The 17,097-nt window shown below is 70.8% G+C and carries 12 protein-coding genes; 10 read left to right on the top strand and 2 right to left on the bottom strand.

The features are described from left to right. The first annotated feature begins 83 nt into the window (after window positions 1–83). The 5 genes from recC (at window position 84) to ACTHL4_RS02005 (ending at window position 9,927) form a co-directional block, all read left to right on the top strand. On the top strand, window positions 84–3,464 hold the full coding sequence (gene recC / locus ACTHL4_RS02025; protein WP_440281060.1) for an exodeoxyribonuclease V subunit gamma: 3,381 nt from the start codon (window positions 84–86) through the stop codon (window positions 3,462–3,464). Further along, window positions 3,461–6,862, top strand: coding sequence for a UvrD-helicase domain-containing protein (locus tag ACTHL4_RS02020; RefSeq protein ID WP_440281059.1), 3,402 nt, complete (start codon window positions 3,461–3,463; stop codon window positions 6,860–6,862). The genes recC and ACTHL4_RS02020 overlap by 4 nt, the downstream gene beginning before the upstream one ends. Then, entirely contained in the window at window positions 6,859–8,751 is a 1,893-nt protein-coding gene (gene recD, locus ACTHL4_RS02015) for an exodeoxyribonuclease V subunit alpha (protein WP_440281058.1), read from the top strand. Before ACTHL4_RS02020 ends, recD begins: the two co-directional genes overlap by 4 nt. Before the next feature lie 211 nt (window positions 8,752–8,962). Continuing rightward, window positions 8,963–9,289, top strand: coding sequence for a DUF2087 domain-containing protein (locus ACTHL4_RS02010; RefSeq protein ID WP_440281057.1), 327 nt, complete (start codon window positions 8,963–8,965; stop codon window positions 9,287–9,289). Window positions 9,290–9,291: 2 nt separating this feature from the next. Continuing rightward, window positions 9,292–9,927: a hypothetical protein gene (locus tag ACTHL4_RS02005; protein WP_440281056.1), complete on the top strand. Its 636-nt coding sequence runs from the start codon at window positions 9,292–9,294 to the stop codon at window positions 9,925–9,927. 6 nt (window positions 9,928–9,933) lie between these two features. Here the strand turns inward: ACTHL4_RS02005 and ACTHL4_RS02000 are convergent, their stop codons facing one another. Both ACTHL4_RS02000 and ACTHL4_RS01995 read right to left on the bottom strand, forming a co-directional pair. After that, window positions 9,934–10,554, bottom strand: coding sequence for a response regulator (locus ACTHL4_RS02000; RefSeq protein WP_440281055.1), 621 nt, complete (start codon window positions 10,552–10,554; stop codon window positions 9,934–9,936). Next, the gene (locus tag ACTHL4_RS01995; protein WP_440281054.1) at window positions 10,551–11,789 is read right to left on the bottom strand and encodes a sensor histidine kinase; all 1,239 of its coding nucleotides are present in this window, start codon (window positions 11,787–11,789) and stop codon (window positions 10,551–10,553) included. Before ACTHL4_RS01995 ends, ACTHL4_RS02000 begins: the two co-directional genes overlap by 4 nt. A gap of 178 nt (window positions 11,790–11,967) precedes the next feature. Here ACTHL4_RS01995 and ACTHL4_RS01990 point away from each other — a divergent pair, with 178 nt between their 5' ends. From ACTHL4_RS01990 to ACTHL4_RS01970, 5 genes are all read left to right on the top strand, one after another. Next, the gene (locus tag ACTHL4_RS01990; protein ID WP_440281053.1) at window positions 11,968–13,035 is read left to right on the top strand and encodes an ABC transporter permease; all 1,068 of its coding nucleotides are present in this window, start codon (window positions 11,968–11,970) and stop codon (window positions 13,033–13,035) included. 56 nt (window positions 13,036–13,091) lie between these two features. Then, window positions 13,092–13,781: an ABC transporter ATP-binding protein gene (locus tag ACTHL4_RS01985; protein ID WP_440281052.1), complete on the top strand. Its 690-nt coding sequence runs from the start codon at window positions 13,092–13,094 to the stop codon at window positions 13,779–13,781. 338 nt (window positions 13,782–14,119) lie between these two features. Then, complete coding sequence (locus tag ACTHL4_RS01980; protein ID WP_440281051.1) at window positions 14,120–14,590, top strand: hypothetical protein; 471 nt, start codon at window positions 14,120–14,122, stop codon at window positions 14,588–14,590. A 5-nt stretch (window positions 14,591–14,595) separates the two neighbouring features. Further along, complete coding sequence (locus tag ACTHL4_RS01975) at window positions 14,596–15,360, top strand: gluconate 2-dehydrogenase subunit 3 family protein (RefSeq protein ID WP_440281050.1); 765 nt, start codon at window positions 14,596–14,598, stop codon at window positions 15,358–15,360. Next, window positions 15,357–17,075 carry a GMC family oxidoreductase gene (locus tag ACTHL4_RS01970; protein ID WP_440281049.1) on the top strand — a complete coding sequence of 573 codons (1,719 nt, stop codon included), beginning with the start codon at window positions 15,357–15,359 and terminating at the stop codon, window positions 17,073–17,075. The genes ACTHL4_RS01975 and ACTHL4_RS01970 overlap by 4 nt, the downstream gene beginning before the upstream one ends. The last annotated feature ends 22 nt before the right edge of the window (window positions 17,076–17,097 follow it).

Genomic DNA, 17,097 nt, shown 5'->3' with positions numbered 1-17,097 from the left:
TTCAACTATTGATCCCCAACGACGTCGCCGCAAGGTCGGTTCCTTCCCGCGGCGCGTCGGTGCCGCGTCATAGGGTCGGGCCCGTGACGTTGATCCTGCACCGCGCCGAGCGCACCGATGTGCTCGCCGAGGGGCTGGCGCAGCTGTTGGCCGACCCGCTCGACGATCCGTTCGTGCAGGAGCTGGTCATCGTGCCGACCCGCGGTGTGGAGCGCTGGCTGGCGCAGTCGCTGTCCCACCGGCTCGGAGCGGGGCCGCGGGGCGGCGACGGGATCTGCGCCGGGGTGCGGTTCGTCGCGCCGCACTCGCTGGTCGCGCTGCTGACCGGGCGCGAGCGGGACGACCCATGGCACCCCGACCGGTTGGTCTGGCCGCTGCTGGAGCAGATCGACGCCCACCTCGACGAGCCCTGGTGCCGCACCCTCGCCGAGCACCTCGGCCACGGGTCGGACGACCCCGACGGGCACAAGGCCGGCCGGCGATACGCCGTCGCTCGACGCCTCGCCGGCCTCTTCACCTCGTATGCCGCCCAACGACCGGGCCTGCTGACCGACTGGGGTGCGGGCCGGTGCACCGACGGCACGGGCGCGGCACTTGACGACGACCTGCTCTGGCAGGCGCAGCTGTGGCGACTGCTGGTCGATGCGGTGCCCGAGCCGGCACCCGCGGCCCGTCACGCGCGCACCGTCCAGCAGTTGCGCGACGGCGTCGACCCGGCGCCGAACGCCGCGCTGCCGCCACGCATCTCGCTCTTCGGGCACACGCGGATGCCCGTCACCGAGCTGGAGCTGCTGGAGGCCCTCGCCATACACCGTGACGTGCACCTGTGGCTGCCGCAGCCGTCCGATGCACTGTGGGAGGCGGCCCGCGCCCTGCCGTCCGGGGCGGTGCCGCGCGCCGGCGACGACAGTGCCGATCTGGTGCATCACCCGCTGCTGGCATCGCTCGGCCGCGACGCCCGCGAGCTGCAGCGCGGACTGCCGCCGGCACGCGACGACAGCCGACCGGGTGCACCGCCGGCCGAGCCCTCGACGGTGCTGGGCTGGTTGCAGCACGACATCCATCGCAATGCGTCGGTGACACCGCAGATTCGCGCCGCCAGACCGGTGTCCGCCGACGACCGGTCGACCCAGGTGCACGCCTGCCACGGCGCGGCCCGGCAGGTCGAGGTGCTCCGTGAAGTGCTCACCGGGCTGCTGCAGGACGACCCGACGCTCGAGCCGCGCGACATCCTGGTGATGTGCCCCGACATCGAGAGCTATGCACCGCTGGTGCAGGCGGCGTTCGGGCTCGGCGACCAGCCCGGTGGTGCCGCCACCGCCGGGCATCCTGCACACACGCTGCGGGTCAAACTGGCCGACCGGTCGCTGGCGCGGGTCAACCCGTTGTTCGAGATCGCCTCTGATCTGGTCGATTTCGCGGTCGGCAGACTGCGCGTGAGCGACCTCCGCGCGCTCATCGCCCGTGAGCCGGTGCGCCGCCGCTTCGACCTGGACGAGGAGGACCTCGAGCGCATCGCCGAATGGATCGCCGAGGCGGAGATCCGGTGGGGGATGGACGGAGACCACCGGCGCCGGTTCGCGCTGCAGGACATCCCGCAGAACACCTGGCGGTTCGGTCTGCGGCGGCTGCTGCTCGGCGTCACGATGAGTGCGACGGCCGGTGCCGCCCTCGGTGAGGTGCTGCCGATCGACGACGTCGAGAGCGGTGACATCGACCTGATCGGCCGGTTCGCCGAGCTGATCGACCGCATCGACGCCGCGATCGAGGCGCTCCAGGACGCGCGCAGTGCCGACGACTGGATGCGCGCGCTCGCCGACGGCGTGTCCGGTCTGGGCGCGGTTTCACGCGAAACCGTCTGGCAGCAGGCTCAATTCGATCGGGAGCTGGAGGTCGTGCGCAGCATGGCCCGTGGGGGCACCGACCTGCGGGTGAGTGACGTGCGCGAGCTGCTGCGTGCGCGGCTGGAGGGCCGCGCCACCCACGCCAACTTCCGGACCGGCACCATCACGGTCTGCACCATGCTGCCGATGCGGTCGGTCCCGCACCGGGTGATCTGCCTGCTCGGTCTGGACGACGGGGTCTTCCCGCGCACGGGCGGCATCGACGGCGACGACGTGCTGGCCAGGTCGCCGCTCACCGGCGAGCGGGACCTTCGCAGCGAGGACCGCCAGCTGCTGCTGGACGCCGTGCTGGCGGCCACCGACCATCTGGTCGTCACCTACACCGGCGCCGGGGAGCACACCGGCGCCGAGCGTCCGCCGGCCGCACCCCTCGGTGAGCTCATCGATGCCGCGCGCCGCTGCGCCGCCTGGCCGGCCGGGCGCGACGTCATCGTGCGGCATCCCTTGCAGCCCTTCGACGCCCGCAACCTGGTCCCCGGCGCGCTGGACACCAGCGGCCCGTTCAGTTTCGACCGCACCGCGCTCGTCGGCGCCCGCGCGGCGCAGCACCAGCGACCGAGCGAGCCGCGCCTGGTGGCGGCACCGCTGCCCGCACCGCCCCCCGACGACGTCACGCTCGCCGATCTGATCCACTTCTTCGCCGACCCGGCCGCGCACTTCGTCCGTCGGCGGCTGGACATCGCACTGCCCTACGAGCAGCAGAGTGCCGGCGACGCCATGCCGATCACCCTGGACGGCCTGCAGTCCTGGCAGATCGGTGATCGTGCGCTGCAGGAGTCGCTGGTCGGCACCGCCCCGCAGGACATCGCCCGGAGGGAGCGGCTGCGGGGCGCCATACCGCCGGGAGCGCTGGGGGCCGGCGTGCTCGACAAGGCCATCGACGGGGTCAAGGCACTGCGTGGCCCGGTGGTGCCGCTGCTCTCACGCGAGGTCACCAGCATCGACCTGGACGTGCGCCTGCCCGACGGTCGGCGGCTGACCGGCACCGTCGGCGACCTGCGCGGTGACGTGCACCTGGCGCTGACGTTCTCCACCCTGCGGGCCAAACAACGCCTCCAGTCGTGGTTGACATTGCTCGCGCTCGCCGCCGGGGCACCCGAGCGTCCCTGGCAGGCCGCAGCCGCCGGCTGGCTGCGCGGTGGCCGCAACCGCCGGGCCGGCTACTACCTGGCCGGCGGGCTCGACCGGGACACTGCCACCGGTCTCCTCGCCGAACTGATCGACGTCTACGACCGCGGCAGGTGCGATGCGATCCCGCTGCCGCTCGACACGTCGTTCGCGTATGCCGAGAAGCTGCTGCAACGCCCCGGCAACGACCGTTACGCCGCCGAAGCCGCCCGCCGGAAGTGGGACAGCAGCGGTTTCCGCGACTCGCGCATCCCCGGTGACGCGGAGAAGCCGGCCCAGCGACTGCTGTACGGCGGCATCCGCACCTTCGACGAACTGCTCGCCGAACGCCCGGTCGACGACGAGTCCTGGAACGCCGCGACCAGCCGGCTCGGTCAATACGCGCTGCGCGTCTGGGCCCCGATGCTGCAACACCAGGCGGCTCACGGATGAATCCCTCAAGGGCCGACGAGCCCTTCGACATACACGGCCCGCTGCCGACGGGGACGACCGTGCTCGAGGCGAGTGCCGGCACCGGCAAGACGTGGACCATCGCGGCCCTGGTCACCCGCTACGTCGCGGAGGGCGCACACACCCTCGACGAACTGTTGGTGGTGACCTTCGGACGCGCCGCCTCGCGGGAGCTGCGGGAGCGCGTCCGCGAGCAACTGGTCGCCGCGGCCGAGGCGCTCGACGACCCGCACGCCGCTCCGCCGGACCCGCTGCTCCGTGCCCTCATCGAGGTGGCGCCGGCCGAGCGGGTGGCCCGCGCGCGCCGGGTGCGCGACGCGCTGGCGGGGTTCGACGAAGCCACCATCGCGACCATCCACCAGTTCTGTCACCAGGTGCTGCGCGGGCTCGGCATCGCCGGCGACACCGACGCGGGTGCGACGCTCGTCGAGGATGTCGACGACCTGCTGATGGAGGTCGTCGACGACCTCTACCTGCGCGGCTTCGCCGGGCAAAAGACGGCGCCGGAGTTCGACCTGGCCGAGGCACGGCGCATCGCCCGGCGCGTCGCCGGCGACCCCAGCGCACAGCTGGTGCCGACCGACCCGCCGCCGCAGTCCGCGCAGGCTCGCAAGGTCGGCTTCGCGCAGGCGGTGCGGGCCGAGCTGGCACGACGCAAGCGCCGCCTCGGACTGCTCACCTACGACGATCTGCTCTCCCAGGGGGCCGACGCGCTGCGTGATCCGCAGGGCCCCGCCCGCGAACGACTGCGCCGGCAATGGAAGGTCGTGCTGATCGACGAATTCCAGGACACCGACCCGGTGCAGTGGGAGGTGTTCGACCGGGCGTTCCGCGGTCACGCCACGATGGTCCTGATCGGTGACCCCAAACAGGCGATCTACGCCTTCCGGGGTGGCGACGTCACCACCTACCTGCAGGCGGCGCGCACCGCGGGTGTGCGCCGCACCCTCGGCACCAACTGGCGCTCGGACGCACCGCTGGTCTCCGCGCTGGGGCGCTTCCTGGGCGGCGCCGCGCTCGGTGACCCCGACATCCTGGTACACCCCGTGGTCGCCAGCCACCCGGACAGCCGGCTCGCCGGCGCCCCCGAGCCTGCGCCGTTCCGTCTGCGACTGCTCGGCGCCGACCAGGTCCACAGCTCGCAGGTGCTCAAGGACGGCGCGATCCGCGCCGCGGCATACCGCGACCGGGCAGCGCAGGACGCCGCCCACGACATCGCCCGGCTGCTCAATTCCGGTGCGACCTATACGGATGGCGGTCACGCCCGGCCGGTCCGGCCCAGCGACATCGCGGTGCTGGCCAGCCGCAACGACCACCTGGCGCTGATGCAGCAGCTGCTGCGCGACGTCGGTGTCCCGGCCGTGCTGAGTGGCGCCGGCAGCGTCTTCCGCACGCCGGCCGCTGACGCGTGGCGGATCCTGCTGGAGGCGATGGACCAGCCGCACCGGTCGGCCCGGGTCCGGGCAGCCGCGCTGACGCCGTTCATCGGCACGACGGCGGTCGAGCTCGACGCCGGTGGTGAGACGATCACCGAGCAGGTCACCGACCGGCTGCGTTGGCTGGCGTCCGTCTACCAACACCGAGGCATCGCAGCGGTTTTCGAGACATGCAACATCGACGGACTGCCGGCTCGGGTGCTGGCCGAGATCGGTGGCGAGCGGCAGCTGACCGATCTGCGACACATCGCCGAGGCACTGCACGCGGTCTCGATGGAGCGAGCCAGCGGCCTGCCCGCGCTCCTGGCGTGGCTGCAGGAGCAGGCCGAGCAGGACCGGCCCGCCTCCGGCGATGCCCGCGCGCGACGACTGGACAGTGACGCACAAGCAGTGCAGCTGCTCACCGTCCACGGCAGCAAGGGACTCGAATTCCCCATTGTCTACCTGCCGTTCGTCGCCGACCGGTGGGTCAACGACGAGGACAATCCACTGTTCCACGCGCCGGGCCAACCGCCCCGGCGCTCCCTCCACGTGGGCACCCCGGACAAGCAGACGGCGGCCCTGGCCCGTCAGGAGGACGCCGGCGAGTCGCTGCGGCTGGTGGATGTCGCCCGCACGCGTGCCAAGTCGCAGGTCGGCGCCGGGGGGGGGCCGTCCAACAACGCTCCGGACTCGGCGATCCATCGGATGCTGATCGACCGCGACCCGGCCGCGGCCGGCCCGGACGGTGCGATCGCGGACTCCCGCGGGCAGCGCAGCGACTCGCAGGCCCGTGCGCTGCTGGAACGCTGGGCCGACGCCGGTGGTCCGCACTGGGAGCAGGTGACGCGCGCCGGAGCCGACCGGGTCCGATCCGACGCCGTGGCAACGGATCTCGCGATCCGCAAGTTCACCCGCGTCATCGACGAGGACTGGCGGCGCACCTCCTACTCGGCGTTGAGTCGTGTCCTGGAGCAGGTCTCGGCCGTGGAAGGCGTGACCACCGAGGTCGACGTCGACGTCAAGGACGACGAGCGCCTGCCGGACGCGCAGCACGCTGTCCGGGTGACGGAGCGGCCGGTCGAGTGCCGGGGGAGCGCCGCGGAGGAGATCGATCGGGGCCAGCATGCTCTCGACGACCCCCTCCATCGCCGGTCACTGATGGCGTCCCTCCCGGTCGGAGCCACCTTCGGGTCGTTGGTCCACGCCGTCCTGGAGACCGCCGATCCGACGGTTGCCGACCTCGCCGTGGAGCTCACCGAGCGGGTGCACGAGCAACTCGTCCGCTGGCCGGTCGACGTGGATGTCCGGCAGCTGGTCGACGCGCTCGTGGCGGTCTACGACACACCGCTGGGGCCGCTCGCCGACGGTGTCACGTTGCGTTCGGTCGGCCGTAACAAGCTGGCCGAGCTCGATTTCGAGGTGCCACTGGGCGCGTCGGAGGGGCCCGAGCGTGTGCGGCTGGGCCAGCTGGGCGCCATACTCCGTCGGCATCTGCCGGCCGGGGACCCGTTGCTGCCCTACGCCGACCTGCTGGACACCGAGCTGCTGGGTGGGCAGGTGCTGCGCGGCTACCTCACCGGGTCGATCGACGTGGTGCTGCGTGTGGGTGAGCGCTACCTGGTCGCCGACTACAAGACCAACTGGCTCGGTCCGGCCGACGAGCCGCTGCTGCTGGGCGCCTACGGACCCGAGCCGCTCGCCGCCGCGATGGGGCATTCGGACTACCCGCTGCAGGCGCTGTTGTATGCCGCGACGCTGCACCGCTATCTGCGGTGGCGGCTGCCGGATTATGACCCCGAACGCCACCTCGGCGGTGTGCTCTACCTCTATCTGCGCGGCATGGCCGGCTCCGACAGCCCTGTGGTGGAAGGCAATCCCACGGGTGTGTTCTCGTGGCGGCCGCCGACCGCACTCGTTCTGGAGCTGTCCGATCTGCTCGACGGCGAAGGTGGTGGCCGATGACGGTGGACGACGACGTCCGCATCGCGCGGCGCAGTGGCGGTGTCCTGGGTGCGGCCAATCGTGCCGGTGTCCTCACGCCGGCCGACGTGCATGTGGCGCAACAGTTGGGAGACGTTGCGGGGGAGACCGATTCCTCGGTGTTGCTGGCGCTCGCGCTGACCGTGCGGGCGGTGCGCCGCGGGTCGATCTGTCTCGATCTGCGTGATGCCATGGATCCGGCCGCTCTCGCCGATCCCGTGACGGATGGGCCGGACGCGGTCGAGCCGACGCACGCTGGTCGAGTGCCGGGCGCGGCCGAGCCGACGCACGCTGGTCGAGTGCCGGGGGAGCGAAGCGGAGGAGGTGTATCGAGACCAAGTGCGACCCCAGCGGGTGAGCTGACGGACCTCTGGCCGACCGATGCGGACAGCTGGCTGGCCGCGGTGCAACACAGCGCGCTGCTGCGATCCGGGGTGTTGCGTGTCGAGTTCGGCCTGGTCTACCTGGATCGCTACCACCGGGAGGAGGTCCGTGTCGCCGAGATCCTGCGCGAGCGGGCCGTGCAGCAACCGCCGGTGGTCGACACCGAGCGGCTGGCGACCGGCCTGGACCGGCTGTTCGACGGGCCGCCGTATGCCGAACAGCGTGCCGCTGCCGACCGCGCGGTGCGGCCATGGACCACGGTGCTGACCGGCGGCCCGGGCACCGGCAAGACCTCGACCGTCGCCCGTCTCCTGGTGCTTCTCGCCGAGCAGTGGGAGGCGAGCGGCCGGTCCCGGCCGATGCGCATCGCGCTGGCCGCGCCGACCGGCAAGGCTGCGGCTCGGCTGAAGGAGTCGGTCGCACAGGCGGCGGCGCAGCTGGCACCGGCCGACGCGGCACGGATCCGTGACCTCGACGCGCTGACGTTGCACCGATTGCTGGGTTGGAATTCGCGCAGTAGCAGCAAGATCCGCTTCCACGAGACCAACCGGCTGCCTCATGATCTGATCGTCGTCGACGAGACCTCGATGGTGGCGCTGACGATGATGTCGAGACTGCTTCGTGCGACGCGATCGACCAGTCGACTGGTGCTGGTCGGCGACGCCGATCAGCTGGCGTCGGTCGACGCCGGCGCCGTGATGGCGGATCTCGTCGACGGCTATCAGCAACTCGCGCCGGGCACCGTGTGCCGGCTGAGCACGTCGCACCGGTTCGACGCCGAGATCGGCTCGCTCGCCGCGGCGGTGCGCGCCGGTGACGCCGACGCGGTGCTGACCGTGCTTCGTCTTGGCGGGGAGGCGGTGGAGTGGATCGAGGACGACGACCCGGTGCCGGTGCTGCGCGGCCGCCTGCTGCAGCACGCGCTGCGGCTGCGCGAGTGTGCCGTTGCGGGCGACAGTGTAGGCGCGTTGTCCGTGCTGGGTGAGCACCGGCTGTTGTGCGCGCAGCGCAGTGGACCGCGCGGCATCCGGTGGTGGAATCACCTTGTCGATAAATGGCTTTCGGAGTCGACCGGTGACCCGATGTGGGAGCCGATGTATGCCGGGCGTCCGATCCTGATCACCCGCAACGACTATGCGCTCGGGGTCCACAACGGCGACAGCGGAGTGGTGATGACCGGTGACGGCCCGTCCACGGCCTGGATCGGCACCGCGGCGGGGCCGATACCGATCGCAGCGAGCCGCCTGTCCGACGTCGAGACCATGCATGCGATGACGATCCACAAGAGCCAGGGCAGCGAGGCCGGCAGCGTCACCGTGCTCCTGCCGGATGACGAATCCGCTTTGCTGACAAGGGAACTGCTCTACACGGCGGTCACCCGTGCTCAGCACCACGTCACCATCGTCGGCAGCGAGCAGACGATCCGGGCGGCGGTCGGTGCACAGATCCGCCGCGCCACCGGTCTGCGGCGCCGACTCAGCGACTAGCGACGGGTCGCACAACCATCGGTGGCCGAGGAGCGAGGCACGAGCGTCTCGAGGCCCCGCGGAGTGCTCACCAGCGCTGGTCGAGTGCCGGGGGAGCGCAGCGGAGGAGGTGTATCGAGACCGAGCGCAACCAGCGGTGCCAGAGGAGCGAATGCAGCTTTGCTGGATCATGTGGTGCCACGCGCGCGACGGATCGTGCTGTACTCGGCACATGACGACATCGACCGAACGGATCGTGGCACGCGAGCCGAGATTGGCGAACTTCGTCCGGGGCGGACGACTGAGCAGGATCCCGCGCAAGCCGTCCGTGGCCCGACTGCTGTATGCCGCGGTGGCGGACCAATTCCCTGCTGGCACAGTGATGTCCGAGACGGAGGTCAACAACGAGCTCCGGGCGATGTATGACGACGTGGCCACTCTGCGGCGTGCCCTGGTCGACGCAGGACTCCTTCGCCGGACGCCGGACGGACTGAGTTACGAACGAGCCCAGCAAGAAGGCAGCGAACCCGGCCCTGCCCACGTGCGAACGGAACCCTGACCGTGGGTGCCCACGAGACCCGGGTCATCCGCATGAAGAGTGGCCGCCGAGCGCGGATCGGCATCGCCGCCGATGTCGAATGGATTCGCGGCGGCACGCCACCCTCCACCACGATCACGGCCGCGATCCCGCCGGTGTTCAGCGATTACGCCACCGTAGAACTTCCGGGCAGTGGCGCCCAGGACGACCATGAATGGGATGACGACGGAGCGCGTGGCGAGGCGCGCGCACGTCACGACCGAGCTCTGCTCGCTCTACTGCGAGCACGCACGGACGACCAGCCGTGGTGGCTCGGGTATCTCGACACCGGCGCCGACGACATCGTCTTCCCCGATGCGCCGACGGTGACGCTGTATGCCGACTGGCGATACGTGCTCGTCGAGGCGGGCCCTGCGGAGGCCGCGTCCTGGCGGCGAGAGGACAAGAGCTCGTTCTGGGGCAGTGTCCTTCCGAATCTGATGTTTCCCGCCGACCGGTCCTGGCTGGTGTCGACGCTCTGGGATGACGACTGGACCTGCGTCGGTGGGTCCGCACCCCTGGTCCGCGGCCTCCTGGACGACGACGAACTGGGACCGCGGGCCCGTCGGATCGTTGATCTGCACGTCGACGCCACGCCACCGGGACACCACGCGATGTGATCGTGCTCAGTCCCGCAGCAGCCCGAGCTCGCGGGCGCGAGCCACGGCCCCGGTGCGTGAGTCCACACCGAGTTTCTCGAAGACATGCACCAGATGGGTCTTCACGGTCGCCTCGCTGAGGAAGAGCGCCTTGGCGACCTCGCGGTTGGACCGGCCGTGCGACACCTGGCGCAGCACCTCCAACTCACGAGCGCTCAGCTTTCGCAACGGATTTCGCAGCCGCGCCAGCAACCGGTCGGCAACTACCGGAGCGAGCACCGTCTCACCACGCGCGGCGCGGTGCACCGCCTCGACCAGGTCGTCGGGCGGCGCGTCCTTCAACAGATAGCCGGACGCCCCCGCCTCGACGGCCCGCAGGATGTCCTGGTCCGTGTCGTATGTTGTCAGGATCAGCACCCGAGGCGCGTCGGAGCGGGCGAGGATCTGCTCGGTGGCCGCGACGCCGTCCATGCCGGTGCCCATCTGCAGGTCCATCAGCACGACATCGACGGCATACTCGCGCACCAGCCGGACGGCGTCCTCGCCGTTCGCGCCCTCCGCGACGACCTCGATCCCCGCGGCGCTCAGCAGCATCCGCAGCCCGGTGCGCACCACCGGGTGGTCGTCGACGAGCAGCACTCTGGTCACCGCGCACCACCGGTCGGCAACTCCACGTGCACGCTCGTGCCCTCGCCGGGCGCCGACTCGATCGTCGCCCGCCCGCCGGCCTCCCGGGCCCGCTCCTGTATGGCGCGCAGGCCGAAACCACCGGCGGCGCTGGGCACGATGTCGACGGTGGTGTCGAATCCGACACCGTCGTCGGTGATGTCCAGGGTCAGGGCGTCGGTCGCTCCGGCACCGAAACCGAGCGCGATCACTGCGTGTCCGGCCCGCGCGTGCTGGCGGACATTGGACAAGGCGCCCTGCGCGATCCGCAACAACGCGGCTTCGACCGCCGTGGGCAGTGGGCGTTCGGCGCCGTCGACGATCAGCCGCGTGTCGAGGTCACCGCCCTGGCGGTCGACCAGCCGCTGCAGGGCGGCCGACAGCGGCGATCGCTCCAGATCCGTGGGGGTGAGGGCGTGCACGACGGTGCGCGCGTCGTCCAGTCCGGTGGCCGCGGACGCCTCGATCTGCCGGAGCAAGTGGAACAGTTGATGCCGGTCGTGCGTACCGGTCAGGCCGGCGCGCGACAGCAGCAGGATGCTGGAGAATCCCTGCGCGACCGTGTCGTGCACGTCGCGGGCGAGGCGAGCACGCTCGGCCAGCACACCCGACTCGCGCTGCGCGCCGGCCAGCGCCTCGTGGGTGGACACCAAATCCTCCTGCGCCGCCACGAGTTCGGCGTTGAGCAGCCGGCGTTGCTCGCTCTCCGCCCGCAACGCCGCGTAGACCCACGAGATGCCCACCGCGACGATCGCGCCCAGCGACGGACCCAGGATCGAGGGCACCGTGGCGGTGTCCGGCTGATGCAGCTGCGCCACGATCACCACGACCGCGCCCGCCACGACGGCGGCGAGCGCGATCCACCGCGGCAGCAGGTGCAACGCGAGGAAGAACAGCGCGAACGCCACCCAACTCAGCTCCGCGGACGCGGCGACCAGCACCGCCCAGCCGACGAAGAGCACCAGGAACCACAGCCGGCCGGCGACCGCCCGCCGGTCGCCGAACCGAGCCTGCGTGAGCAGCAATCCGGCGGCATACCAGGCGAAGAGCAGCACGCAACCGGCGACGAGCAGCCCCGGGCGGCCGGACTCCTGGGCGCCGCGGAGGGTGCCGATCACGAGCAGCAGCACGAAGAGCCCGTGCATGGCCAGCTGCAGGGCGCGCATGACCGACGTGCCGGAGGTCGGGACGTGGTCCTGCGCATGGTGATGGAGCATCGGATTGACGCTAATGGATCCCCGCCGTGTCGCGCGCCCTCCCGTCATCCATCGAACGGTTGACCCACGCCTCCATCGAAGGACATCACCGATTCGACCGTTGGTGCGATGTGCGCTGCACAGATCCGTCGTTGACTGGGGACATACCGAAAAACGTTGATACAAAGGAGAATCCGAAGTGTTCCTGGCGATCCGGGATCTGTGGTGGGCCAAGGGGAGATTCGCGCTGATGGCCGCCGCGATCGCATTGATCACACTGCTGGTGGTGCTGCTGTCCGGGCTCACCGAGGGCCTGGGGCGGCAGAGCACGTCGGCGATCACCTCGCTGCGCGCCGACCGGATCGCGATGGAACGACCGGTCTCCGGCGAGACGCTGTCGATGTCGACCAGCCGGATCACCACCACAGCGCTCGGGGCGGCGCGCCGCCAGCCGGGTGTGCGCGCCGCCGACCCGATCGGCATCAGTTCGACCCGCATCACCATCGGCTCGACGCCCGCGCCGGCGACCCTCTTCGGTGTCGACCCGGGAGCCGCCGTGGCGCCGCGTGGGGTCGGCGCCCACAGCGCCGCGGTCAGCAGCGACATCGCGTCGGGCCATGGTGTCCAGGTCGGCGACTCGATCACGGTCGACGGCACCTCGCTGCGGGTCGGCCAGATCGTGCCGGACGCGTCCTTCAGTCACGTGCCGGTCGTCTGGGTGCCGCGGTCGCTCTGGCGCCATACAGCGGGTGCGGGCGGCGGCGAGGGCAGCGTGCTCGCCCTGCGGACGACCCCGGCGTATGACGCCCAGGCGTTCGACGCCGCCACCGGCCTGGTGGCCGAGTCCAAGAGCGACTCGTTGTCCGCGATCGGGTCCTACTCGGCCGAGAACGGCTCGCTGACGATGATCCGGCTGTTGCTGATCGCGATCTCGGCGCTGGTGATCGGCGCGTTCTTCACCGTGTGGACCGTGCAGCGTGAGGGAGACCTGGCGGTGCTCAAGGCGATCGGCGCGCGCACGCTTTACCTGCTGCGCGACGCGCTCGGTCAGGCGTTGCTGACGCTGCTCATCGGCGGCGGCGTCGGCACCGTGGCAGCCCTCGGCGTCGGCCTGGCGATCCGCAACCAGGTGCCGGTGGTCATCGACGTCGCCACGATCGCCGTGCCGTTCGGCCTGATGGTGCTCATCGGCCTGTTCGGGGCGACCGCCGCGCTGCGCCGTGTGGTGACTGTCGACCCGATGACCGCACTGGCCGGTGCCCGATGACGCACCGGAGCACCCACCCCGAGACGCAAGCCGCGAACTGCACGCAGGAGGACACCGTGCCCGCACGCGAACTCGACCAGGTCACCGTCCGTTTCCGGGACGGTGACGGCTGGACCTTCGCTCTGCGCGAGGTGTCGCTGTGCGTTGCGCCCGGCGAGCTGCTGGCGGTGACCGGACCGTCCGGGTCCGGCAAGTCGACCCTGCTCGCGGTCGCCGGCCTGCTGCTGACACCGACCGGCGGGACGGTGCGGCTGGCCGGCCGCGACGTCACCGCTGCCGGCGCGAAGGTGCGCACCGACCTGCGCAGGGACGACATCGGTTTCGTCTTCCAGCGTCCGCACCTGCTCGGGTCACTGACCGCGCTGGAGCAGCTGGTGATGGTGGCCCGGCTGGACGGTGACCGTTCCCGGGTGAGCAGGCAGCACGCCGAGGACCTGCTCGACCAGGTCGGCCTCGGTGCCGTCATGCACAAGCGGCCGTCGGCATTGTCCGGCGGCCAGCAGCAGCGCGTCGGGATCGCCCGTGCGCTGATGGGCGACCCGAAGCTGTTGCTGGTCGACGAGCCGACCTCGGCACTGGACCACGAACGCGGTGTCGCCATCGTCGACCTGTTGCGGACGCTGACCGAGCAGCGGCAGCTGGGCACCCTGGTCGTCACCCACGATCTGGGCACCCTGGCTCCCGGGGACGCGGTCGTCGGGCTGGTCGACGGGCGACTGGTCCGGCAGCCCGCCGGCGTGCACTGACCGCGTGCACTGACCGCGCGCACGGACAGGCTGCACGGCCGGCGGCGCACAGCCGGCACATGGACAACACCAAGGGTCGGTCCCTATGTTCGGAGACGGAGCCTCCGCCGGACAACGACGACGTCGGACCGGTGCGCACCGGGTCGATCACCGTTGCTCGGACCCTCAATAGGCCTCGTGGCCGGCCCCTTTCGGGCCGGCGCCACGGCCGCCGGTTCACCGGGCCGAACTTCGGGTAGTGGCCGAAGGTGTGTGTCCGCATGACGTCCACCCCGTGCCGACCGAGGCGCTGCCGGTGAGAGCGACGCAGGCTGACCCGTTCGACGATGGAGGTTGAGATGTCCTTGTTGCGCATGAGTCCCGGAGGATCGCAGGAGGTGGTCCACTTCATCGATCGGGCGGTGTCGAACGTCGAGCACGGCCGGTTCGAGCGGTCCCTGTCCGGGCTCACCGCGGTCGCCGCGATGGTGACGACGGCGGAGATCTACCTCGAGCACTACAAGGCGGGTTTCGGCAACAAGTGGATGTGGTCGCCGGTGCTGGTCACCCCTCCGGTCGTGGTGGCCGGCGTGGCCGGCGTGTTCAGCAAGCGCTGGGCCAAGACGGCGCTGCCGGTGACCGCCGCGGTCTACACTCTCAACGGCCTGGCCGGCGAGTACTTCCACGCTCGCGGCGTCTCTCGCAAACCCGGCGGCTGGAAGCTGGCGTCATACAACGTGCCGATGGGGCCGCCGATCGCCGCGCCGGGTCTGATGTGTGTCGTGGGCGGCATGGGGCTGCTCGCCGCGATCCTGCGCCGGGAGAAGTGAGGTCGATGACGAGCGGGAACACCGAACGGATAGACAAGGACAAGGGCGAGCACCTGCCGCACCTGCGATCGGACGGCCAGCCGCCGCACCCGTCCTGGTTGCCGCGGCAGCGGCGCGGGACGACACCGCAGATGATCGGGCGCTACCCCGACTACGACGTGCTGGACAGTGCCGACAGCTGGGACGAGGTGACCCGCGCCGTGGTCATGGCGCGGTTGGATCCGCCCGGCCCGATGCGGTTCTTCGCGCCGGCGGAGGAGCCGACGCTGCGGGCGTTCTGTGACGTCGCGACGGGCCAGGACGCCGATCCGCGGGTGCCCGTTGCGGAGGCGGTGGACACCAAGCTCGCCGACGGCCGGCTGGACGGTTATCAGTACGCCGACATGCCCGACGATCGCGAGACGTGGCACAAGGCGCTGGTCGGCCTGGAGCAGACCGCGCAGCAACGGTTCGGGACGGCGTTCGCCGACCTGGAGATGCGCCAGCAGGAGCAGATCGTCGGAGATCTCTCGACCGGAGACCTCAGCGGCGGGGTGTGGGACGAACTGGACGTCAACCTGGTGTGGAAGGTGTGCATGCGCGCGATCCTCGCCGGCTTCTACTCCCATCCCTGGGCGTGGAACGAGATCGGTTTCGGCGGACCCGCCTACCCACGCGGTTACATGCGCACCGGTGCGCTGAACAGCACCGAACCCTTCGAGCGTCCCGGTGCGGACGCCGAGGACCCCGTCGCAGCCGTGCAGGACGACCCGGAGATGTTTCCGTCATGAGCGTGAAGAAGACACTGCGCACGATCGCCAAGGGCTCGATCGGCCCGGAGGACAACGATTCCCGCTACCTGCTGGACGTGCATTCACGCGCCCTGCCGGGCCGGAGGACGATGCAGCAGTACCGCGACGAGGACGAGGTCGACCTGGTCATCGTCGGTGCCGGGGCCGGCGGGTCGGTGCTCGCGCAGCGGCTGGCACGCCAGGGCTGGCGGATCGTGATCATCGAGGCCGGGCCCTTCTGGGATCCCGACCGCGACTGGGTGTCCGACGAGGTCGGTTCGCACGGCCTCTACTGGACCAGCAAGCGGATCATCGGTGGCGAGGACCCGATCGAGCTGGGCAAGAACAACTCCGGTCGCGGCGTCGGCGGCTCGATGGTGCACTACGCCGGTTACACCCCGCGTTTCCACCCCTCGGACATGGAGACCTTCACCCGCGACGGCGTGGGCGCGGACTGGCCGATCCGTTACGAGGACCTGCTGCCGCACTACGAGCGCGTCGAGCGTGAGCTGCCGGTGGCCGGGCAGGACTGGCCGTGGGGGCATCCGCACAGTTATCCGTTCAGCCCGCACCCGGTCTCCGAGGCCGCCAACGTCGTATGGCGCGGAGCCGAGTCCCTCGGCATACGGATGCGGGTCGGGCCGGTGGGCATCGTCAACGGCACCTTCGGCAACCGCCCGCACTGCATCTATCGCGGCTACTGCCTGCAGGGTTGCAAGGTCAACGCCAAGGCCAGTCCGCTGGTGACGCACCTGCCGGACGCGCTGGCGCACAGCGTCGAGATCCGTTCGGAGTGCATGGCGTCCCGGATCGAGCTGGACGAGACCGGCCGCGCCAAGGGCGTCGTCTACCTGTCCGAGCCCGGTGGTGCCGAGCGCCTGCAGCGGGCCAAATTCGTTGCCGTGGCCGGTTATTCGATCGAGACGCCGCGGCTGTTGTTGGCGTCGACGTCGGCGCGGCACCCGCACGGCATCGGCAACGACCACGACCTGGTGGGACGTTACGTGATGGTGCAGGGTGCGACCCAGACGGCCGGCCGTTGGTCGGAAGAGCTGCGGATGTATAAGGCGCCGCCGCCGGAGGTCTCCAGCGAGGACTTCTACGAGACGGACAGCTCGCGCGGTTTCGCGCGCGGCTTCTCGATCCAGACCGTCTCGCCGCTGCCGTGCGGCTGGGCGGAGCACGTGCTGGCCGACGGCCACTGGGGTCGCGCCATGCGTGAATACATGCGCGACTACAACCATTGGGCGACCGTGGGCGTGCTCAACGAGCTGCTGGCCGACCCGGACAACCGGATCACCCTGGCCGACGAGACCGACGCCTACGGGCTGCGGGTGGCGCGGATGGACTACTCGCTCACCGACAACGACAAGGCCAACATGGCGTACTCGACCAAGGTGATCACCGACATCCTCAAGGCCGGCGGTGCCCAGGACGTGCTGACCATCCACCGTTACGCCCACCTCATCGGTGGCGCGCGGATGGGCAGCTCACCCGAGACGAGTGTGGTCGACGCCAACCAGCGGTCGTGGGAGGTGCCCAACCTCTTCCTCGCCGACGGGTCGGTCTGCCCGACCCAGGGCTCGGCCAACCCAGCGCTGACGATCATGGCGCTCGCCTCCCGGCTCGCCGAACGGATGGCGGACGGCTCGGCCATGTCGGACGACCCCGAGCAACGCGCCGGCACAACACCTGCCCGACAGCCGGTCGGGTGATCGGCTGGCCGAATCCGCGAAG

Source organism: Flexivirga sp., assembly GCF_051955415.1.
GTDB lineage: Bacteria > Actinomycetota > Actinomycetes > Actinomycetales > Dermatophilaceae > Flexivirga.
This window is presented reverse-complemented; position numbering and strand designations above follow the sequence as displayed.